A 22249-nucleotide genomic window follows, 5' to 3' on the forward strand; every position below is an offset into this window, starting at 1 on the left:
GTGAAAAGCGCCTTTCTTGCTCTCCTGATCGACCTTCGCCGATCGTTCGGCTGGCTGCCCGGGATCGTGGCCTCGATCCTGGTCCTGTGCGCGGCCGTGCTGATGGCCGAGATCGTCAGCCGGATCACCACCAAGCTCGTCCTGCGCATCCCGGGGCAGAAGCGCGGGGCCTTCGTCCGTTCCTTCACGCTGGCGATGCGGCGTCCGGCGCGGATCACGCTGGCGATCATCTTCGTCGCGACCGCGCTGCCGGCGTCCGGCCTGTCCTATCGCATGATGCAGATGACGGGCCGGGGATTGCTGGTGCTGTTCGTGCTGATGCTGGGCTATGCGGCGATCGTGGCGATGCGCGTGCTGTCGGACGCCTACCTGGCGCGGATAGACGGCAAGGAAGATCGCGACGACATCCTGCTGCGCACCCATAAGACGCAGGTGCGCGTACTGCGCCGCATGGCGGATATCCTGATCGGTGTCCTGACCGTCGGCTCGGCGCTCATGACCTTCGAATCGGTGCGCGAATATGGCCTCAGCCTGTTCGCGTCGGCCGGCGCCGCCTCCCTGCTGGTCGGCCTGGCGGCCCGGCCGCTGCTGACCAACCTCATCGCCGGCATGCAGATCGCGATGACCCAGCCGATCCGGATGGAAGACCTGATCATCATCAATGGCGACTGGGCGTGGGTCGAGGAAATCACCGCCACCTACGTCGTGCTGCGTGTGTGGGACTGGCGGCGGCACATCGTGCCGATTTCCTATTTCCTGGAAAATTCCTTCCAGAACTGGACGCATAATTCGGCGGCGCTGATCGGCGTGGTGTTCCTGTATCTCGACTTCCATGCCCCGATGGACCGCATCCGCGCCCGGCTGCACGACATCGTGCGCGAAAGCCCGCTATGGGACGGCAAGGTGTTCGACGTCCAGGTCGCGGACTGTTCGGCGCAGGTGATGACGATCCGCGTGATCGCCTCGGCCCGCTCGGCCATGCAGAGCTGGGACCTGCGCTGCGACATCCGCGAGAAGATCATCGTCTTCCTGCGCGACCACTGCCCCGAAGCCCTGCCGCGCGAGCGCATGGCCCATGTCGCGTCGCAATCGGGGCAGGACGTGCTGACCGCGCCGGGCGTGATCTCGCCGGCGATCGACCGCCCGCCGCCAGGCTCCTATACCGGCCCCGGCGCTGCCCCAGGGATGTGATGCCGGTGGGAACCGATTGCGGATCAATGGATTAATACCAGCGCGTGGAAACCGATTATTTATCAATGTAATGGGGTGCAGGGGCCCGTGGCCCCCACCGGGTTCGGGCAGAGCCCGACCTGTCTTCCAAACGGTCAATGTCCAAATGGATTGGTATAAGTCAGGCGGCGTCCCCGTCCTGACTTGCAGGACTCATCTCCGGGCCGACAGGCCTCGTCGAGGCCCGCAAAATCAGACCGTGGCGGTTCGCTTGTCGCGGCCCAGGTGTGAATGGGAATGGCCATACAGGACATAGCCCAGCACCCCCAGGACGATATAGCCGCCGAGCAGGAGGGCCGGCAGCGGATTGCCGTCGGCCAGGGCACGGATCATGTCCAGAAAGAGCGGCCCGGCCATGATCAGGCAGAACAGGATGCCCAGGCTGGGCACCAGCCCGATCCAGACCCCGCCGACCCGCACCCCGCCCAGTGGCACGCTGAAGGGACGCGCCAGGTCGGGGCGGGCATTGCGCTGCCAGATGACGGTAAAGCACACGATGCCGAATGCCGCCGCCGTGCCCAGGCTGACCAGGTCGCTGATGATGTCGATCGGCAGCGTGGCGGTCGCCGCCGCCACGACCAGGCCCAGCAGGATGGTCCCGATCCACGGCGTGCGAAAGGTCGGATGCAGCCGGCAGAAAATCTTCGGCAGCAGCCCGTCCCGCGCGATGGTGAAGAAAATGCGGGTCTGGCCGTAAAGCAGCCCCAGGATCACCGAGCACAGGCCGATCACCGCCCCGACCTTGATCAGCAGCGCCAGCCAGGGCTGCCCGATCGCATCGACGGCGATCGCCAGGGGATCGGCGACGTTCAGCCGGCGGAACGGCACCACGCCGATCAGCACCACGGCGACGCACATATAGATCAGCGTGCAGATCAGCAGCGAGCCGATGATGCCCAGCGGCACGTCGCGCCGCGGATTGCGCGCCTCGGCCGACGCGGTCGACACCGTCTCGAATCCCACATAGGCGAAAAAGATGACCGAGGCCGCGCGAAAGATGCCCGGCACCCCGTAATGGAACCCGTCCTCACGCGGCGGGATGAATGGTTCCAGATAGGACGGGTGGATGTAACGCAGGCCGAACGCCAGGAACAGCAGCAGCACGCCGACCTTGACGAACACGACCAGCGTATTGATCCGCGCCGATTCCTGGATCCCCAGCACCAGCAGGAACGTCACCAGCAGGACCGAGGCCGCCCCCACAAGGTCCAGCCTGGGCGCGACCAGCAGGCTGGCGCCATGCACGGTCGGCAGGGTCTGCACCAGCGTGGTCGAGATGAACGCGGGCACATGCACGCCCAGATCGTGCAGCAGGCTGGTTGCATAGCCGGAAAAGCCGGCGGCGACCCCGGCGCAGGACACGCCATATTCCAGCAGCAGCAGCCAGCCCACCGCCCACGCCGCTCCTTCGCCCATCGAGACATAGGCATAGCTGTAGGCCGAACCCGAAACCGGCATCGTCGAGGCGAGTTCGCCATAGGACAGCGCCGTGAACAGGCACGCCAGGCCGGCCACCAGGAATGAGAGCAGGATGGCCGGCCCCGCATATTCCGCGGCGGCCGTCCCGGTCATCACATAGATCCCGGCGCCGATCGTCGAGCCGATGCCCAGCATCATCAGTTGGATCGGGCCAAGCGTCCGGTGCAGCCCGTGATCCTGGCTTTCCGATTCGATCTGCTGGATGGATTTCCGAAGCCGCAGGCGCCCCGGCGCGGAATCGGGCGTAGGTGAATGAAGAGCCATGAAATTCAGGATAGCACATCGCATGCATGCTGTATCGCAACGATCGGCGGCACGCCGTTCAGTGCGGCCGGTCGCCCAGGATCGCCGCGACCGTGGGTTCGATCAGGCGTGCGATCTCCTGCTGCGCAGCGGTGGTGGGGTGCAGGGGCGGGTCCGGCGGCACCAGGCGCGGGTCCAGGAAACGGCCGGGGTCCGGCGCGCCGTCGCGCTCCAGCGCCGCGCCGGCATCCTGCAGGTGCAGCCACGGCCGGCCGGTCCGGACCTCGGCCAGCATCATGCGGTTCAGGGTCCGCGTATTCTCGCTCACCCAGGCCGACCTGATGGAGGGCAGCACCTCCAGCAGCAGCACCTGCGTCGCCGGCAGGCGGGCATGAATCTGGTCCACGATCCGCACGATGCCGGCATAGGTCTGGCGGGCGTCGGTATGGACATGGCCGAAATTATTGGCGCCGATCAGGACGATGAACAGGCGCGGCGCAGTGCGGAACTCCAACTCGCCATGCGCCAGGCGCCACAGGACATGGCACGTGCTGTCCCCCTTGAATCCCAGATTGATGGCATGCCGGTCACCATAATAATGCTGCCAGACCGGGGCGAAATCCCGCCAGTCCTCGGGGCCGCGCCGCTCCCAGTTCTGGGTGATCGAATCCCCCAGCCAGACCAGGTCGTAGCGGCCATGCGCGATCTCGTCCTGTTTTTCCGCGAAGCGCTGGTGCCACCAGGGCGTATCCATGCGCGATATGGGCTGCACCGCCAGATTGGCCGGGGCGGCCGCCCCCAGGCCCAGCAGGGCCAGCAGGGGCAACAGGGGCAGGGGGGCGGTCAGACGCCGGACCATGTCGCGGATCACCGGCCCAGATAGAAAAAGCACGCGGCGCCGACCGCCAGGCAGTAATAGGCGAACGGGCTGAGCGCCCATTTTTCATGGTTGTGGAAATAGCGCATCAGGAATGCGGTGCTGGCCAGGGCGGTGATCGCGGCGACGACGGCGCCGATCGCGGCCAACTGCATCTGGCCCTGCGGGACGGCGACATGGCGAAGATGCATGGCTTCCCGCACCGTCGCCGCGAAGATCACCGGCTGCGCCATCAGGAACGAGAAGCGCGCCGCCCCTTCATGGTTCAGGTTGCGGAACAGCCCGCCGATGATCGTGGCGCCCGAGCGCGAAATGCCCGGAAAGAACGCCGCGCACTGCCACAGCCCGATGATCGCGGCATCGGCATAGGTCAGCGACGCGATGGCCCCGCCCTCGGTCATGGATTGACGCGCCTTGATCCGTTCGGTCAGCAGCAGCAGCAACCCGTTCAGGAACAGGAAGATCGCGGCAAAGCGCGCCGTTCCGAACAGCGTGCGCAGCCAATGTTCAAGCAAAAAGCCGATAATGACCGCCGGAATGGTCGCGACCACCAGCAGCGCCACGATATGGATGCTCTCGGCCTGGCGCTGGCTGCCGTCCCGGCCGGAGATGCCGCGCACGATCGCGGCCCAGTCCTTCCAGAAGAAGACCAGCAGCGCGATTGCCGTGCCCAGGTGCAGCATGACCAGAAACGGCAGGAACATGTCGCCGCTCGGGTCGACCACCCAGCCCAGCAGGGCAGGGACGATCACGGCATGTCCCAGGCTGCTGACGGGGAACAATTCCGTCGCCCCCTGAAGAATGGCGATCACTATGGCTTGGATGAGTGTCATTGTCCGGCCGTCCATGGTGAATTACAATATTGTGGTGCCTTACTTTCCTGGCCTTCGGCAAGCGGATAGCGTGCGCCGGGGCCGAAGTTCGGCACGGAATGGAGCAGGAGGGGCGCTTGGCGCGAGAAAATGGCAGCGCGATCGTGTTCAGCGGACTGGTTCTGCTGGTGGCCGGGGCGTTCTACGCCTATGCCCGCGCGTCGCAGGTCGATCTGGGCCATGACCGCTACCACCTGACCGCCCGGTTCATATCGGCCAACGGGCTGCATGTGGGGGCCGAGGTCCAGTTGGCGGGCGTGCCGGTCGGCCGCGTCACCGCCATCACCCTCGATCCGGTCAGCGCCATGGCCAATGTCGGCTTCACCGTCGACCGCGCCCTGCAGCTTCCGGCCGACAGCGCGGTGACGATCGGCAGCGCGACCATGACGGACGAGGACGCGCTGATGGTCCAGCCCGGCAAGGCGCCCACCCACCTGGCCCCCGGCGCCGTCATCACAAATGCGCAAGAGGCCGTCAGTCTCGAACAGCAGGTCAGCAATTACATCTTCGGTAATGGTGGCCTGCCCTCCGATTCGACGCCAGGATCGGATTGACCCGCGCATGCTCCAAGACGTTTGTTTTGCCGCGCATTTTCACGTGATGACATCGGTCCACCAAATCACGATCCGCTTGAGACGTCCGATTCGCCCCGAAATTCGCCCAGAGACTCGCCCCCAGATTCGACCGGACCGTCAGTCGTTCATCGGATAGGACGCCAGCAATTTCCGTTGCCGACGCCACGAGCGCAGCATGGTCAGCGCGCCGCTGGAACGCCATCCGGCCTTCTTCTTCTTGGCGCCGATTCGGAACGTCTCCCGGTAGTGGCTGAACTGCGCGGCGTAGGCCTCGCGCAGCGTCGTGCGCGAATCCCAGATATGGGTCGCCTCGGAGCCGACGCCGTTGATCTCGATGATCTCGAACCCCCGGCCCAGGCGCAGCGATGCGATGGATTCGAATTTCAGGTCGATCCGGCCGAAATGGAAATCCGGAATATCCTGCATGATCCGGTCGATCTGTTCGGTCAGGGCAGGGGTGATGTCGGACGCGCCGTTGCGGAAGATCGACCCCTTGCAGTGATTGCCGGCAAAGACCAGCCGCATCGGCTCTCCGGCCGGCAGCACGTCATGCACGCGCGCGCCCAGGCGCGGCAGGTACAAATGCGGCACCAGCCCGGTGCGTGCGTCCGCGTCGATCAGTTGCCGCACGGTGGACCGTCCGTCGCCGACGATGACCGGCGCTTCCTTATAGGTCAGCGAGGTAATCCGCCCGCGCGGCTCGTCCGGATGGCGGATATAGAACACCCCGGCCTCATGTTCGTAGGGGATCAGCCGTTGCAGCATCAGGCCCGTGCCGGGCGGAAACTGCGCCGCGGCCCGGGCCAGCTCCGCCGGCGTGGCGGCCAGCTTCACGCCGGTGCCGTTGCAGCCGATATCGGGTTTCAGCACGATCGGCAGCGCCAGCCCGGCTTGCGCCAGCGCCTGCCGCGCCGCCGCTGCGTCCTCGGCGGAACCGGTGGTGGTCATGGTGGTGTAGGGCGCGATCCAGCGTCCGGCCGTCTCGCCGGCCATGTCCAGGATGGCCGTCTTGCTCTCTCCGCACAGGCCGCCGGTCTCGATCCGCGGATTGGCCGCCGTGGGCAGGCTGAAATCCAGGTGCCGCACCCCCATGGCGATCCAGTACAGCACGATCGGGGTATAGAAGATCCAGCCCGGCCAGAATTCGAACATCGACAGCGGCGATGCCGGCTGCGCAGGATTGGCCGGGGCAGGGGCGGCGGTCGAGGCATGGTTCATCGGGACGGACTCCGCACACTGGCCACGATCCGGCCGACAAGAAGGATAGTCAGCGCAAAACCGGCCATGCCCAGCCATTTCCATTCGCCCAGATGGTCGATCAGGAACTGGCCGACCCTAAGCGATACAGCGAACAGCAGCGTTGTCCAGATCAGCGTCGCCATGACCGCGGCAGCGGCGAAGCGGGCGATGCTGGCGTGAAAAAAGCCGCACGCCGTATAGAGCGGCAGCCGCGCGCCGGGGATGAAGCGGCTGATGAAGACGATGCGAAAAACGTTGCGGGCGAACCAGCGTTGCCCGTCATGGCCGCTCGGCAGGTTGACCCACCGCCGCGCGGGCGGCCAGAGCGCCGCCAGGCGCCCCAGGCCGTACAACCCCAGATCGCCGACGACGATGCCGACATACAGCGCCCCCAGCGCCAGCGGCATGGCGACCGGGCCCGACTGCACCTCCATCGCCGTCAGGATGGTCGCTGCATCTTCCAGGATGAAGGTGGCGACGATGATCACCGCCGCCTGAAACAGGGGCGAATTGCCGGCATCGGCCAGAAGAGGGGGAAGAGAGGGGAACATCATCATGAAGAACGGGCTGCCGGCCGTCGGTTCGGCCGGGGCGGACGGGTCGAAATCCTCACTGCATCAAGCCTCTCGCCCAAGCCTTTCGCTCACGGGGCCCGTTCCGCGCGGGCATTCGGGCGACGATCGCCGCCCCGGTCGCGGGTCCTTGTCGCACGCTTCGCCGCCACCGACAAATCATGGGAGCGGGCCAGTGATAAATCATGAGACAAATCATGAGAGCCTGGCGGCGAGGATTGAAAGCCTGCCGGGGAATGTGGCACAGATTTCCCCATGACAGGACGTCGTGATTTTCTGATTTCGGCCGCTTCGGGCGCCGTGCTGGCCGCCGCGGCGCCCCTTCGCGCGCGCGCATCCCAGGCGGGATCCTACGCCGCCTTCCTGGCCGGCATCCGTGCCGACGCCCTCGCCCAGGGCCTGTCGCCGTCCATCGTCGGCCGGGCGCTGGCGCTCGAGGCGCCGAATGCACGCGTGCTGCAACTGGACCAGCATCAGCCGGAATTCACCCTGACCTGGGCACAGTACCGCCAGCGCGTCCTGACCGCCAAGAAGCTGGCCGACGGCAAGGCGGCATCCGCCATGCGGATGGGGCTGCTGCGCGCGGTCAGCCGGCGTTACGGCGCCGATCCGCAGCCGCTGATGGGCATATGGGGCCTGGAATCGGCCTATGGCACCCGGACGGGCAGCTTTCGCATCACCGACGCGCTGGCCACCCTGGCCTATGACGGCAGGCGGGCGTCCTTTTTCCGCGCCGAATTGATGAACGCGCTGCGCATCCTCGACCACGGCGACGTCGCGCCGGAAAACATGACCGGCAGCTATGCCGGCGCGATGGGGCAGCCGCAATTCATGCCCAGCGCCTATCTGCGCTACGCGGTCGATTATGCCGGCAACGGCCGCCGCGACATCTGGACCAGCGAGCCCGACGTCTTCGGCTCGATCGCCAATTATCTGGGCCGCTGCGGCTGGGTGCCGGGCGAACCCTGGGGGCAGGAAATCGCGGTGCCCCCCGTGCTCGCGCAATCCGAACTGGGCCGCGGCGCGGTCCGCACGCTGGGCGAATGGATGGATCGCGGGGTCACGCGCCTGGACGGGCGGCGCTTCTCGCGCACCGACATCAGGGGGGCGGTGATCCGCCCCGACGGGCCGGGAGGCGAGGCGTTCATGGTATACCGCAATTTCTCCGTCATCAGGCGCTACAACCCGTCCGATTTCTACGCGCTGGCGGTCGGTCTGCTGGGTCGCGACGTGACGTGACGCGCCCTGTGACGCGCCGTATACGCCCCGCGGGCCTGCTTGCCATGGAACTGCTGGTCCTCGGGCTCGCGGGCTGCCACCGCCGCGCCGAACCGCCATTGCCGCCGGCCGCGCCGCATTACGTGGTGGGCGCGCCCTACAAGATGGGCGGCGTCTGGCGCTATCCGCAGGAAGATTTCGCCTATCAGGCCACGGGCCTGGCGGTGGCCGACGCCGATCGCACGCCCTTCGTCACCACGGATGGCGAGCATTACGATGCCGGTGCCATGACGGCCAGCCATGCCACGCTGCAACTGCCGGCCATCGTCACGGTGCGCAACCTGGAAAACGGGCGCGAGATCACGGTGCGGGTCAATGACCGCGGCCCCGTCTCGCCCGGCCGGCTGATCGGCCTGACCCCGCGCGCCGCCGCCCTGCTGGGGATCGGCACGGCACCCGCCCGCGTCGCCGTCACCGGGCTCGAGGTCCAGAACGAACAATTGGCCGAGTCCCTGCCGGGCGGGCAGCACCTGGACGTCAGCGCGGCGCCGGTCGGACAGGTCCGCGCCGAATCGCTGGACGGCACGGGTGGCGGCACGATCGTCGCCGCGCCGTCCGGCGTGGCCGGCGCGGCGGACATCGCGCCCCTGATGGGCAGTCTGCCTCCGGCGGTGCGCCAGGGGTACGTCGAAGGCGGGCTGCTCTTCGTCGAGGTGGGCACCTTTTCCACCCTGCGCTACGCCGAAATCGCCGCGGCGCGCACCGGGGGGCGGGTCGTTCCGGTCCGCGCGCGCGGCCGCGCGATGTGGCGGGTCCATGTCGGCCCGTTCACGAATGTCCAGGCCGCCGACCAGGGGCTGGACCAGGTAATGGGTGCCGGAGTAACCGGGGCCCGGATCGTCGTCGAATAGGGATGAACGTGCAGACCCGAAGGTTCCTTCTGGCCGGAACCGCCGCAATGGCGGCGACCGGTTCCCAGGCGCTCGCGGCGCCCCGCCGGCGCCACGCGGCCCCGGCCCACGCCCACGCCGCGCATCCCGCGCCTGCGCCCGCGCCCGACGATTCGGCGCAGGACGGCGCGGCGCCCGCCGGACCGCCGGCGGCGACCCCGGTCGGTCCGGTGGACACGCTGGCGCGCTGGGCCTGCATCCTGGACGTCACCACGGGCGCGACCCTGCTGGAGAAGGCGGCCGACGAGCGCATGCCCCCCTCGTCGCTGACCAAGATGATGACGGCCTATATCGTGTTCGGCATGCTGAAATCCGGCCGCCTGAAACTGGACCAGGCCCTGCCGGTCAGCGAGAAGGCGTGGCGGATGCAGGGGTCCAAGATGTTCGTGCCGCTGGGCGAAAGCATCGCGGTTCAGGACCTGATCCAGGGCATGGTCATCCAGTCCGGCAACGATGCCTGCATCGTGCTGGCCGAAGGTGTCTCGGGGTCCGAGGACCAGTTCGTCGCGCTGATGAACGACGCGGCGTCGAAAATCGGCCTGACCAATTCGCATTTCATGAATGCCACCGGCTGGCCCGCCGACAATCACTATATGTCGGCGCGCGACGTGGCGGTCCTGGCCGTCCGGCTGATCCGCGACTTCCCCGAATATTACCATTTCTTCTCCGAGAAGGACTACCGGTTCAACAAGATCTCGCAGGGCAACCGCAACGTCCTGGTGGACAAGGGGCTGGCCGACGGGCTCAAGACCGGCCACACCGACGCTGGCGGATTCGGCCTGTGCGCCAGCTCCGATCGCGGCGGCAATCGGGTGGTGCTCGCCCTGAACGGCATGCCCTCCAGCAACGCCCGCGCGCATGAGGGCGAACGCCTGCTGGAATGGTCCTTCGCCAATTTCGAAAACGCCACCCTGTTCCGCAAGGGCGACGTGGTCGAGCACGCGTCGGTCTGGCTGGGTACGCAGCCCGGCGTCGCCCTGGTGGCGACGCGCGACATCGTCATGACCCTGCCCCATGGCTGGCGGACCCGCGCGCATATCGGGGTCGATTACCAGGCGCCGGTTCCCGCCCCGGTGGCGGCGGGCCAGGTTCTGGGCGACCTGGTGATCTCGAATCCCGGCCTGGCCGATATCCGCATGCCGCTGGTGGCGGGGCAGGACGTGGCGCGCCTGGGCCTGTTCGCCCGCGCCTCGACGGTGCTGGGCCAGAAATTCGGCCGGCACTGATCGCGATGCCCGGGCTGTTCATCACGTTCGAAGGGGGCGAGGGGGCGGGAAAATCCACCCAGGTCCGGCACCTCGCGGCCCATCTGGGCGCCGCCGGGTACGACGTGGTCTGCACGCGTGAACCCGGGGGCACCCCGGGGGCCGAGGCACTGCGCGACTTCCTGCTGTTCGGCGGGCACGACCTGTCGCTGCGCGCCGAAATCCTGGGCCATTTCGCGGCCCGGTTCGATCATGTCGACCGGCTGGTCCGCCCGGCGCTCCGGCGCGGCGCCATCGTGCTGTGCGACCGCTTCGTCGATTCCACCCTGGCCTATCAGGGATATGGCCAGGGCCACGCCGATCCCGACATTCTGGACCTGATCGCGACGCTGACCGCGCAGCTCGGGCTGATGCCGGACCTGACCCTGGTCCTGGCCGTGCCGCGCGCCCGCGCGCTGGAACGGCTGCGTGCCCGCGGCGGCGCGGCCGACCGCTACGAATCCGCCGACGAGTCCTTCCATGGCCGGGTCGCCGACGGGTTCGCCGCGGCGATCCGCGCCCAGCCCGGGCGCTGTCTTCCGGTGCCCGCCGACCGTCCGGCCGCGGACGTCGCCCGTGACGTCGCATCCCTGGTCGATGCCCGCCTGGCCGCCCCCCCACAAGCGCCCGGGACGGTCTAGGACGTGCCGCCGCAGCCGCGCGACACCCCGCAGCCGGTCGGCCACCATGACGCGCGCCTGGCCTTCCAGTCGGCATTGCGCGGCGGCCGGCTGCATCACGCCTGGCTGCTGACGGGGCCCGAGGGCATCGGCAAGGCGACGTTCGCCTTCTGGATGGCCCGTCTGCTGCTGAACGGCACCGACCCCGACAGTCCCGCCGGACGACGCATCACCGCCGGCAGCCACGCCGACCTGCTCGGCATCGCGCGCGGCGTGGACGAGAAACGCCAGCGCATGCGCGCCGAAATCGTGGCCGACGACGTGCGGCCGATCGGCCGGTTCCTGCACCGCACGGCGGCCGAGGACGGATGGCGGGTCGTGGTCGTCGACGGCGCCGAATACATGAACCGCAGCGCCGCGAACGCGATCCTGAAGATCCTCGAGGAACCGCCCCCCCGCGCGATCCTGGTCCTGACCTGCGCCGCCCCGGGCCGCCTGCTGCCGACGATCCGCAGCCGCTGCCGTATCCTGAAGCTCGGCCCGCTGTCCGCGCCGGACATGCAGGCGGTCCTGTCCCGGGTCAGCACGGCCGATGCCGGGGACATCGCCCGCGTCATCCCGCTGTCCCATGGCGCGCCGGGCCGCGCGCTGGCCCTGCTGGCGGGCGACGGCGGCGCGCTGGGCGCCCTGGTCGAGCAGGTGCTGGCGGGGCCGGTGGGGGCAGGGACGATGTATGAGATTGCCGAGACGATCCTGAAGCGGGAGAATGGGTTTTCAGTCTTCTTCGATCTGCTGTGTGATGCCATATCGGTGCGCACGCGGACGGCCGCGCGCCTGCCCGCATCCGGCAATCCGGTGCCGCGGCCTGACCACGCGGTCGATCTGTGGCGCGAACTGGTCCATCTGCGGGCCGAGACGGAACGATTCAATCTGGATAAACATCAGGCCATCCTGTCCGGCCTGTCGTTGGTGAGTGGAACATGACACGGCGCTATTACGTCACGACACCGATCTATTATGTGAACGGGGCGCCTCATATCGGCCATGCCTACACATCGGTCGCGGCCGACGTGGTGGCACGCTTCAAGCGCCTGGAGGGCCATGACGTCTTCTTCCTGACCGGCACCGACGAACACGGGCAGAAGGTCGAACAGGCCGCCCAGGCCGCGGGGGTCGAACCGATCGTCTTCGCCGACCGCGTCTCGGCCGATTTCCGCGCGATGTACGACGCGATGAACGTCTCGTACGACGATTTCATCCGCACCACCGAACCGCGCCACATCGCCGGCGCCTCGGCGCTGTGGGAACGGATCGCCGCGAACGGCCACATCTATCTCGGCGCGTACGAGGGCTGGTACGCCCTGCGCGACGAAAGCTTCTACAACGAGGACGAACTGCTCACCCGCCCCGACGGCACCCGGGTCGCGCCGACCGGCGCGCCGGTCGAATGGGTGCGCGAACCCTCCTATTTCTTCCGCCTGTCCGACTTCGCCGACCGGCTGCTCGCGCTGTACGAAACCCGCCCCGGCTTCGTCGAGCCCGCGTCCCGCCGCAACGAGGTCGCCAGCTTCGTCCGCCAGGGGCTGCGCGACCTGTCGATCAGCCGCACCAGCTTCCGCTGGGGCATCCCGGTGCCCGGCGACGCCGATCATGTGATGTATGTCTGGGTCGACGCGCTGGCCAACTACCTGTCGGCCGTCGGCTTCCCCGACCCCAATCACCCGCGCGCGCCCTTCTGGCCGGCCGACCTGCATCTGGTGGGCAAGGACATCCTGCGCTTCCACGCGGTCTACTGGCCGGCCCTGCTGATGGCCGCCGGGTTGGACCTGCCCGACTGCGTGTTCTCGCACGGATGGTGGACCATCGAGGGCGAGAAGATGAGCAAGTCGCTCGGCAACGTGGTCGACCCGCGCGAACTGGTCGCCGAATTCGGGCTGGATCCGGTCCGCTTCTTCCTGTTGCGCGAAATGCCCTTCGGCGGCGACAGCGACCTCAGCCGCAAGGCGATCATCAACCGGATGAATGTCGAGCTGGCGAACGACCTGGGTAACCTGGCGCAGCGCACCCTGTCGCAGGTCGCGCGCAATTGCGGCGGCCTCCTCCCCGCATGCGGCGCCCGGATCGAGGACGATCTGGCCCTGCTGGCCCAGGCCGACCTCCTGCCCACCCTGATGCACCAGCAGATCGATCGCCGCGCCCTGACCGACGCGCTCGAGGATGTCTGGCGGGTGATCCGCGCCTGCAACGCCTATATCGACCGTCAGGCCCCCTGGGCGCTGAAGAAGACCGATCCCGAGCGCATGGCGGTGGTCCTGCGCGTGCTGGCCGACGCCCTGCGCGTCATCGGCACGATGCTCCAGCCCTACATGCCCGACAGCATGGCCAGGCTGCTGGCCCAGCTCGGCGTGGCCGAGGACGAGCGCGCGTTCGCCGCGCTGGCAACCCCGTTGCCGGCCGGCCGGGCGCTCCCCGCGCCGCAGGGCATCTTCCCCCGCTATGTCGAGGATACGCCGTCATGACGGGCCTGATCGATTCGCATTGCCATCTCGACCATTTCCCCGACGATGCGATCCCCGACCTGCTGGATCGCGCCCGCGCCGCGGGGGTCGAAGGCATGGTGACGATCGGCACCCGCCTGTCCCGCGCCGCGCAGCAGAAGGACCTGACCCGCTTCAGCCGGCCGGATTTGCGCGTCTGGTGCACGGTCGGCACCCATCCCGACCATGTCGAGGAGTGCACGATGGACGACGCGGCCGGCATCGTGGCCCTGGCCGATGATCCGCGCGTGATCGGGATCGGCGAAAGCGGCCTGGATTACTTCCATGGCGCCGAGGCGGTGCGCCCGCTGCAGCAGGCGCGCTTCCGGGCCCATATCCAGGCGGCGCGCCGGATGGACCTTCCCCTGGTGATCCACGCCCGCGACGCCGATGACGACGTGGCGGCGATCCTGCGGGATGAGGTCGCGGCCGGCGGGCCGTTCCGCTTCCTGCTGCATTGCTTCGCCTCGGGGCCGGAACTCGCCCGGGTCGGGCTGGAACTGGGCGGCTATGTCAGCTTCTCCGGCATCCTGACCTTTCCGCGCTCGGACGCGCTGCGCGACGTCGCGCGGACGATTCCGCCCGACCGGCTGCTGGTCGAAACCGATTCGCCGTACCTGGCGCCCGTGCCGCATCGCGGGCGCAGGAACGAACCGGCCTTCGTCGCCGACACCGCCGGGCGCCTGGCCGAACTCCGCGACATCGAGCCCGCGGCGCTGGCCGACCTCACGACCGCCAATTTCCATCGCCTGTTCAGCCGGGCGGCCTGAGGGATGGAACTGGTGGTGCTGGGATGCGGCGGGTCCGCGGGGGTGCCGATGATCGGCGGCCCCGGCGGCGCCGGCGACTGGGGCGTCTGCGACCCGGCCGAACCGCGCAACCGGCGCAGCCGCGCCTCGGTCCTGCTGCGCGGCGCCGATGGCCGGGCGCTCCTGGTCGATACCGGTCCCGATCTCCGCGACCAGTTGCTCGCGCAGCGGATCGACCGGTTCGACGCCATTCTCTACACCCACGCCCACGCCGACCATATCGCCGGGCTGGACGAGGTCCGGGGCATCAACCGCATCATCGACAGGCCGCTGCCGGTCTACGGCACGCCGTCCGTGCTGGCCGAGGTGGAAAATCGCTTCAGCTACGCCTTCCGGCCCTGGTCGCCGCCCGGCTTCTACCGGCCGGTCGTGGTGCCCCATATCGTGCATGCGGGCCAGACGATCGACGTCGCGGGCCTGCGCCTGACCCTGTTCGAGCAGATTCATGGCCGCACCCTGTCGCTGGGGCTGCGCTGCGGCACCATCGCCTATTCCACCGACGTGGTCGAACTGCCGTCCGAAGCCCTGGCGGCCCTCGAAGGGGTCGAGACCTGGCTGGTGGACTGCTTCCAGCGATCCGCCGCCCACAGCGCCCATGCATGGCTGGACCGGGTCCTGGAATGGCGGTCGCGAATCGGTCCGCGCCGCGTGATCCTGACCCATATGGGCACCGACATGGACTGGGCCTGGATGGCCGAAAACCTCCCCCAGGGGGTCGAGGCCGCCTATGACGGCCTGCGCGTGGCCTTCCGCTAGGCGGCGCGCGCCCGGCCTCGGATCCGGTTTGCAAAAACCCGTGTAAGCTGGGGAGTGTTTCGGCCTATCGTGCGATTTAGGTTGAATCGCGACTATCTGCGGCGATACCGTTGGACGTGGCCACCCACAGAATCCGCTGCCCTGCCAACCCGCGACACCGCGTGCTTGCCGAGCCGCCTCTGCCCGGGGTCGCGGCATGCCAACCCGCCTGACAAGGGCTTGCCTGACAAGGGGATGAGCATTGGATGAAAAATTTGACCGTGACGGTAGAGCACATCATGCGCGGCTTGAAAAGCCGCAAGCATGAAATAGCTCTTCAATACAGCGAGACAGGCGCGCCCGCGCGGGGTCGCCCGCCAGGCGTTTCAGGCTGACATTCCTTCCCGGACGGGGATCGGTCTCCACCCGGGAAACATCGCCCATGATTGACGGTCGCCCGCCCGACGCGGATCGGGCCGCCGTTCGGAGACATCTGCCGATGGCTTCTGACACCACTGTGTTTTCCCTGGCCAACGCGATGCGCGATCAGCGCCGCGAGGTCGAGATGACCCTGTCGGACTATCTCGACCTGTGCCGGGCCGATCCGTCCTGCTACGCCACGGCGGCCGAACGCATGCTCAAGGCGATCGGCGAGCCGCGCACCGTCGATACGTCCCGCGACCCGCGCCTGTCGCGCATCTTCATGAACCGCACGATCCGGGTCTATCCGGCCTTCTCCGATTTCTTCGGAATGGAAGAGACGATCGAACAGATCGTGGGCTTCTTCCGCCATGCCGCCCAGGGGCTCGAGGAACGCAAGCAGATTCTCTACCTGCTGGGTCCGGTGGGGGGCGGCAAATCGTCGCTCGGCGAACGGCTGAAGGGCCTGATGGAGAAAGAGCCGATCTACGTGCTCAAGGCCGGGCGCCATCTCAGCCCGGTCTTCGAGAATCCGCTGGGCCTGTTCGATCCCGACCGCATGGCCCAGGCGCTCGAACGGCAATATCGCATTCCCCGCCGGATGCTGACCGGCATCGCCAGCCCCTGGGCACTGAAGCGGCTCGAGGAATTCGACGGCGACCTGTCGCGCTTCACGGTGGTCAAGGTGCATCCGTCGCGGCTGCGGCAGGTCGCGATCGCCAAGACCGAGCCGGGCGACGACAACAACCAGGACGTCTCCGCCCTGGTCGGCAAGGTCGATATCCGCCAGTTGGAGCATTACAGCCAGAACGACCCCGACGCCTACAGCTTCTCGGGCGGGCTGAACCGCGCGAACCAGGGGCTGCTGGAATTCGTCGAGATGTTCAAGGCGCCGATCAAGATGCTGCACCCCCTGCTGACCGCGACGCAGGAGGGCAACTATGTCGGCACCGAGAATATCGGCGGCATCCCCTTCACCGGGGTGATCCTGGCCCATTCGAACGAGGCCGAATGGCAGAGCTTCCGCAACAACCGTACCAACGAGGCGTTCCTGGATCGCGTCTGCGTGATCAAGGTCCCCTATTGCCTGCGCGTGGCCGAGGAAACCAGGATCTATGAAAAGCTGGTCCAGTCCTCCAGCCTGGCCGACGCGCCCTGCGCACCCAACACGCTGGAAATGCTGGCCCGCTTCGCGGTCCTCTCGCGGCTGAAGCCGCACGCCAACTCGACCCAGTTCGCCAAGATGCGGGTCTATGACGGCGAAAATATCCGCGAGACCGACCCCAAGGCCCGCACCATGCAGGAATATCGCGACGCCGCCGGCGTGGACGAAGGCATGGATGGCATCTCGACCCGCTTCGCGTACAAGGTCCTTTCGGCCACCTTCAACCATGATTCGACCGAAATCTCGGCCGATCCGGTGCATCTGATGTATGTGCTGGAACAGGCGATCCGGCGCGAACAATTCCCACCCGAGACCGAGGCCACGTACCTGGCGACGCTGAAGTCGGAGCTGGCCGGCCGCTATGCCGAATTCCTGGGCCACGAAATCCAGAAGGCCTATCTCGAAAGCTACAACGATTACGGCCAGAACCTCTTCGACCGCTACCTGGACTACGCCGATGCGTGGATCGAGGACCAGGATTTCAAGGACCCCGACACCGGCCAGATGCTGAACCGGGAATTGCTGAACGCCGAGCTGACCAAGATCGAGAAGCCGGCCGGCATCGCCAATCCCAAGGATTTCCGCAACGAGGTGGTCAAGTTCTCGCTCCGGGCCCGGGCGTCCAACGGCGGCCGCAACCCGTCCTGGACCTCGTACGAGAAGATCCGCGACGTGATCGAGAAACGGATGTTCAGCCAGGTCGAGGACCTGCTGCCGGTCATCAGTTTCGGGTCCAAAAAGGATGGAGAAACCGAACGCAAGCATGACGAGTTCGTCGAGCGGATGGTGGCGCGCGGCTACACGGAACGACAGGTTCGAAGGCTCGTTGAGTGGTACATGCGGGTGAAGCAGTCCGCCTGAACGGGAATGGTGCCGCCCAGTGGATATCATTGACAGACGTCCCAATCCCCATGGGAAGAATATCGAAAACCGCCGTCGCGTCCTGCAGCGGGCGCGCTCGGCAGTGCAGCAGGCGGTGCGCGACTCGGTCGCGCGCGGCAAGATCAGGGAGATCGGACAAGGCAACGCGGTCTCGGTTCCGTCCGACGCGCTGCACGAACCCACTTTTCACCGCGTCTTCACCGACGGGATGCGCGAGATCGTGCTGACCGGCAACAAGGAGTTCTCGCGCGGGGACAAGCTGCAGCGGCCGCAGGGCGGCGCGGGGCAGGGCGCAGGGGGCGACGGCCAGGCCGGCGAGAATGGCGGCGGCGAGGATTCCTTCCGCTTCGTGCTCAGCCGCGACGAATTCCTCGACCTGTTCTTCGACGACCTGGAACTGCCCGACCTGGTCAAGCGCGAGATCGCGACCACCGAATCCGGTACGCCCAGCCGCACCGGGCTCAGCAACGAGGGGTCGCCCTCGCACCTCGATCTGGGGCGGACGATGCGCCGCTCGATCGCGCGGCGCATCGGGCTGGGCCGCCCGAAGCCCGACGATCTGCGCGCCGTCGAAGCCCGGATCGCCGAGCTGGAAGACCAGCGCCCCCTGGGGGCCGATGCGCTCGATGAACTGGAAACCCTGCGCGAACAGCGCGGCACGATCCTCCGGCGCCTGGCGCGCATCCCCTGGGTCGATCCGGTCGATCTGCGCTATCGCCGCTATACGGTGCTGCCCCAGCCCGCGACCCGCGCCGTGATGTTCTGCATCATGGACGTCTCGGGCTCGATGACCGAACGCATGAAGGACCTGGCCAAGCAGTTCTTCCTGCTGCTGCACGTCTTCCTCGAACGGCGCTACAAGAAGGTCGAAATCGTCTTCATCCGCCACGCCGAAAGCGCCGAGGAAGTGGACGAGGACGTCTTCTTCCACGATCCGCGCACCGGCGGGACGATCGTCTCCTCGGCGCTGGAACTGATGTCCGGCATCCAGCGCGAGCGTTATCCGTCCGGCACCTGGAACATCTATGTCGCCCAGGCTTCGGACGGCGACAACGCGTCCTCTGACACCCAGCGGACGGCCAGCCTGCTGCAGGACGCCATCCTGCCGGTGGTGCAGTACTACGCCTATATCGAAATCACCGGCTCGGGCGCGGTGATCCGGGGCGAGACCGATCTGTGGCGCAGCTACCGCGCGATCGCCGATCACAACCCGCACCTGGCGATCCGCCACGTGGGCGACCGCAAGGAAATCTTCCCCGTGTTCCGCGACCTGTTTTCCCGCCAGCACGATACGGCCGAGGCATGATGGGCCAGATCACTCCCAATGGGCCGTCCGCCCGCCGGGGCGGGCTGCTCTACACCGGCAATGACTGGAACTTCCAGGTCATCCGGGACTGTTACGACGCGATCGAGGAGATCGCCCGGACCGAACTCGGGCTGGAAACCTACGCCAACCGGATCGAGATCATCACCTCGGAACAGATGCTGGACGTCTACACGGCGCACGGCATGCCGCTGGGCTACAAGCACTGGTCGTTCGGCAAGCGCTTCATCGGCCACGAAAACGCCTATCGGCGCGGGCTGATGGGCCTGGCATATGAGGTGGTGATCAATTCGGACCCCTGCATCTCGTACCTGATGGAGGAAAACTCCGCGACGATGCAGGCGCTGGTGATCGCCCATGCCGCGTTCGGCCACAACCATTTCTTCCGCAACAACCGCCTGTTCCGCGAATGGACGGACCCGTCGGAAATCCTCGGCTACCTGGAATTCGCCCGTGGCTACATCGCGCGATGCGAGGAACGGCACGGGCTGCGCGCGGTCGAACGCATCCTCGATGCCGCGCACGCCTTGCAGAACCAGGGGGTGCATCGCCATTCCGGCGCACGCAAGCTGGACCTCAAGGCCGAGCAGCAGCGCGCCCGCGACCGCCGCGCCTATGAAGACAGCATGTTCAACGATCTGTGGCGGACCCTCCCGATCGAGGACGCGCCGGGCGGCGACCATCAGGCCGAGGACGCGCTGTCCCGCCGCCGCCTGGGCCTGCCCGAGGAGAACCTGCTCTATTTCCTCGAAAAACACGCCCCCCGCCTGGCATCGTGGGAGCGCGAGATCATCCGCATCGTGCGCATGGTCGCGCAATATTTCTACCCGCAGCCCCAGGTGAAGATGATGAACGAAGGCTGCGCCACCTGGGTGCATGCCTACATCATGCGCCGCCTGCACGAACTCGGCCGGATCGATGACGCCGCCTATCTCGAAGTCATCCATTCCACGTCGAACGTCATTACCCAGCTCGGCTTCGACGCGGGCGGCGGCCCATCCTTCAATCCCTACGCGCTGGGCTACGCGATGATGACCGACATCGCGCGGATCTGCACCGAGCCGACCGCCGAGGACCGGACCTGGTTCCCCGACATCGCGGGCAATGGCGACGCGATCGGCACGTTGCGGCACGCCTGGGCCGAATATCGCGACGAAAGCTTCATCCAGCAATTCCTGTCGCCGAAGACCATTCGCGATTTCCGCATGTTCCGCCTGCGGGACGATACCAGCCAGCCCTATCTGCTGGTCGACGCGATCCATGACGAAGCCGGCTATCGCGATATCCGCCGGAGCGTGGCCCTGACCTACGATCCCGGCACGTTCTATACCGAAATCGAAATCGTCGATGTCGATCTGCTCGGCGACCGCACGCTGGTGCTCGAACATCGCAGCCGCGCCGGCCAACTGCTACAGCCCAACGATGCGCGCCAGACATTGAATTATCTTTCAACCCTATGGGGTTATGGCGTGATTCTGAAGGAAATCGACACCCAGACCGGTGCCGTGCTCACGACCCATACCGCCAATGTGCCCACCTGATTCCGGATCTGGTGCCGGATTGCCCGGCGATAAACAATCATCCGTAAAAACATAATTTTATGATGCCGTTTTCACTGCCGGCATCATCGGGTTCCGTTGATCGTCCGGATTGGGAAATTCAAAATTAAAACTTCAAATACAATATGCTATAGTATTTTTATGATGTTTTTGACGAAGTTCCGCCCAGCGAATTTATCTCGTCCGGGAAACGGCTGGTCTTTTCTTCCAAAAATTTGTATCGCAATTCGATCGAGCCCGCGCATCCATTGCCGGACGAGATTGCCAGGCAGCGTGCCAGATAAAGTTGGAAGACAAGGTAGCTGGATGAAAATGATAGCTCTTTCGCCGGCCGGACGGGTTCATGTCGGCTGATCGGCGTCGCGGTACGAATCGGGTCCCGGCCGCCTCCGTTACATCCCCGCGTCCGGGTGGAACATGTCGCAGGATTGCCGCCGCCCTCGCAGTCTCCGGCCTGCTCGGCGCCGCCGCGCCCCATGACGCCGCGCGGGCAGCCGACCCCATCCTGCAGACCGAGGAAAGCGACATCGTCAAGCTGTCGCCCGGCGGCCCGCACCGCGTCCTGATCGAGGACGCCGTCTATCGCCACAACAAGGACGGCCGGGTCTATGTCGTGGACCTCGATACCGGCAGGCTGCTGGGCATGGTCCAGGCGGCCTATAACGCCAATGTCGCGGCCGATCCGGCCGGCCGGTCGTTCTATGTCGCCGAAACGACGTGGGAGCGCGGCAATCGCGGCAAGCGCCACGACATGCTGGTGGCTTACGACCCGTTGACCCTGCTGCCCACGATGGATCTCGACCTGTCCAGCCGGGCGCTGATCACGCCGAAGAAGCCCGATCTGGCGGTCAGCGCGGACGGGCATTACATCTATGTCTACGACACCAGCCCGACCAATTCGGTCCATGTGGTGGACGCTGCGAAGAAGACGGAAATCCAGACCGTCGACGTTCCGGGCTGCGGCCTGATCTTCCCGTGGGGGCCCGCCGGTTTCACGTCGGTCTGCGGCGACGGCTCGCTCGCCAATGTTCAGCTCGACGCGGCGGGCAAGCCCACCCTGACCCATACGGCGTCCTTCTTCGTCCCGGATCGCGACCCGGTCTACGAACACAGCCCCCAGGTCGCGGCCGGCGGCCATGCCTGGTTCATCAGCTATAGCGGACTGGTCTATGACGCCCGGCTCGGCGCCCAGACCAGCGTCGCCGCCCCGTGGTCCATCCAGGCGGCGGCGGGGCTGAAACCCGCATCCGATGCCCGCGCGCCATTCGACGTCGCCTGGCGTCCCGGCGGCTGGCAGTTGGCCGCCGTACGGGCACGCGATTCGCACCTGTTCATCCTGATGCACAAGGGCACGTTCTGGACCCACAAGGACCCGGGTACCGAATTGTGGGAACTCGACCTGCCGTCCCACAAGCTGGTGCGGCGCATCCACCTGGCCAAGCCCAGCACGATGGTCGGCGTGACCCAGGATGCGGATTCGCGCATCATGCTGACGGACGAAGCCGGCGACCTGAATGTCCTGAACGGCGCCGACGGCAAGCCCGTCCGCACGATCAAGGCGCTGGGCGACGCCATCATCTTCACGGTGGCGCCCGGGGAATGAGGCGCGACATGACGACGCCCGGCTTCCGCCCGGCCGGCCCGCCATATCCGGCGGCCCGGCAAGAACCTGACATCGCCAGCGTGACGGAGACCCTCG

At 66.9% G+C, this 22249-nt stretch carries 19 protein-coding genes; 14 read left to right on the plus strand and 5 right to left on the minus strand.

What is annotated here, in order from left to right:
* Positions 1-1191, plus strand: a complete 1191-nt coding sequence (locus QN315_RS00095) for a mechanosensitive ion channel family protein (RefSeq protein WP_176640002.1) — start codon at positions 1-3, stop codon at positions 1189-1191.
* Between the two features lie 231 nt (positions 1192-1422).
* Here QN315_RS00095 and QN315_RS00100 read toward each other — a convergent pair whose 3' ends face one another.
* Genes QN315_RS00100 through QN315_RS00110 form a run of 3 tightly spaced genes read right to left on the minus strand, consistent with a single transcriptional unit; the run spans position 1423 to position 4662 of the window.
* On the minus strand, positions 1423-2973 hold the full coding sequence (locus QN315_RS00100) for an amino acid permease (protein ID WP_323990999.1): 1551 nt from the start codon (positions 2971-2973) through the stop codon (positions 1423-1425).
* Between the two features lie 58 nt (positions 2974-3031).
* On the minus strand, positions 3032-3811 hold the full coding sequence (locus tag QN315_RS00105) for a GDSL-type esterase/lipase family protein (RefSeq protein WP_323991000.1): 780 nt from the start codon (positions 3809-3811) through the stop codon (positions 3032-3034).
* Positions 3812-3819: 8 nt separating this feature from the next.
* Complete coding sequence (locus QN315_RS00110; RefSeq protein ID WP_323991001.1) at positions 3820-4662, minus strand: undecaprenyl-diphosphate phosphatase; 843 nt, start codon at positions 4660-4662, stop codon at positions 3820-3822.
* A gap of 116 nt (positions 4663-4778) precedes the next feature.
* Here QN315_RS00110 and QN315_RS00115 point away from each other — a divergent pair, with 116 nt between their 5' ends.
* Complete coding sequence (locus tag QN315_RS00115) at positions 4779-5255, plus strand: MlaD family protein (RefSeq protein WP_323991002.1); 477 nt, start codon at positions 4779-4781, stop codon at positions 5253-5255.
* A 138-nt stretch (positions 5256-5393) separates the two neighbouring features.
* Here the strand turns inward: QN315_RS00115 and QN315_RS00120 are convergent, their stop codons facing one another.
* Together QN315_RS00120 and QN315_RS00125 are read right to left on the minus strand one after the other, a co-directional pair.
* Positions 5394-6494: a D-alanine--D-alanine ligase gene (locus QN315_RS00120; RefSeq protein WP_323991003.1), complete on the minus strand. Its 1101-nt coding sequence runs from the start codon at positions 6492-6494 to the stop codon at positions 5394-5396.
* Entirely contained in the window at positions 6491-7066 is a 576-nt protein-coding gene (locus QN315_RS00125; protein WP_323993678.1) for a VTT domain-containing protein, read from the minus strand. The genes QN315_RS00120 and QN315_RS00125 overlap by 4 nt, the downstream gene beginning before the upstream one ends.
* 276 nt (positions 7067-7342) lie before the next feature.
* On the opposite strand from QN315_RS00125, the gene QN315_RS00130 reads away from it, so the two are divergent.
* The 12 genes from QN315_RS00130 to QN315_RS00185 all read left to right on the plus strand — a co-directional run bounded on the left by QN315_RS00130 (position 7343) and on the right by QN315_RS00185 (position 22153).
* Entirely contained in the window at positions 7343-8326 is a 984-nt protein-coding gene (locus QN315_RS00130) for a lytic murein transglycosylase (RefSeq protein WP_323991004.1), read from the plus strand.
* 44 nt (positions 8327-8370) lie between these two features.
* Positions 8371-9216 (plus strand): RlpA-like double-psi beta-barrel domain-containing protein, encoded by an 846-nt coding sequence (locus QN315_RS00135; RefSeq protein ID WP_323991005.1) that lies wholly within the window; start codon positions 8371-8373, stop codon positions 9214-9216.
* Between the two features lie 2 nt (positions 9217-9218).
* Complete coding sequence (locus QN315_RS00140) at positions 9219-10481, plus strand: D-alanyl-D-alanine carboxypeptidase family protein (RefSeq protein WP_408904559.1); 1263 nt, start codon at positions 9219-9221, stop codon at positions 10479-10481.
* 5 nt (positions 10482-10486) lie between these two features.
* Positions 10487-11140, plus strand: a complete 654-nt coding sequence (tmk, locus tag QN315_RS00145) for a dTMP kinase (protein ID WP_323991007.1) — start codon at positions 10487-10489, stop codon at positions 11138-11140.
* Between the two features lie 3 nt (positions 11141-11143).
* Positions 11144-12103: a DNA polymerase III subunit delta' gene (locus QN315_RS00150; RefSeq protein WP_323991008.1), complete on the plus strand. Its 960-nt coding sequence runs from the start codon at positions 11144-11146 to the stop codon at positions 12101-12103.
* Complete coding sequence (metG, locus tag QN315_RS00155) at positions 12100-13638, plus strand: methionine--tRNA ligase (RefSeq protein ID WP_323991009.1); 1539 nt, start codon at positions 12100-12102, stop codon at positions 13636-13638. Before QN315_RS00150 ends, metG begins: the two co-directional genes overlap by 4 nt.
* A complete protein-coding gene (locus QN315_RS00160) occupies positions 13635-14426 on the plus strand; it encodes a TatD family hydrolase (RefSeq protein WP_323991010.1) in 792 nt (263 codons plus the stop codon). Before metG ends, QN315_RS00160 begins: the two co-directional genes overlap by 4 nt.
* A gap of 3 nt (positions 14427-14429) precedes the next feature.
* Complete coding sequence (locus QN315_RS00165) at positions 14430-15221, plus strand: MBL fold metallo-hydrolase (protein ID WP_323991011.1); 792 nt, start codon at positions 14430-14432, stop codon at positions 15219-15221.
* A gap of 478 nt (positions 15222-15699) precedes the next feature.
* A complete protein-coding gene (locus QN315_RS00170) occupies positions 15700-17646 on the plus strand; it encodes a PrkA family serine protein kinase (RefSeq protein ID WP_323991012.1) in 1947 nt (648 codons plus the stop codon).
* Between the two features lie 19 nt (positions 17647-17665).
* On the plus strand, positions 17666-18973 hold the full coding sequence (locus tag QN315_RS00175) for a YeaH/YhbH family protein (protein ID WP_323991013.1): 1308 nt from the start codon (positions 17666-17668) through the stop codon (positions 18971-18973).
* Entirely contained in the window at positions 18973-20532 is a 1560-nt protein-coding gene (locus QN315_RS00180; protein ID WP_408904668.1) for a SpoVR family protein, read from the plus strand. The genes QN315_RS00175 and QN315_RS00180 overlap by 1 nt, the downstream gene beginning before the upstream one ends.
* A 361-nt stretch (positions 20533-20893) precedes the next feature.
* Positions 20894-22153: an amine dehydrogenase large subunit gene (locus tag QN315_RS00185; RefSeq protein WP_323991015.1), complete on the plus strand. Its 1260-nt coding sequence runs from the start codon at positions 20894-20896 to the stop codon at positions 22151-22153.
* Positions 22154-22249: the final 96 nt, after the last annotated feature.

The organism is Nguyenibacter sp. L1 (assembly GCF_035199985.1).
Taxonomy (GTDB): Bacteria; Pseudomonadota; Alphaproteobacteria; order Acetobacterales; family Acetobacteraceae; genus Gluconacetobacter; species Gluconacetobacter vanlangensis.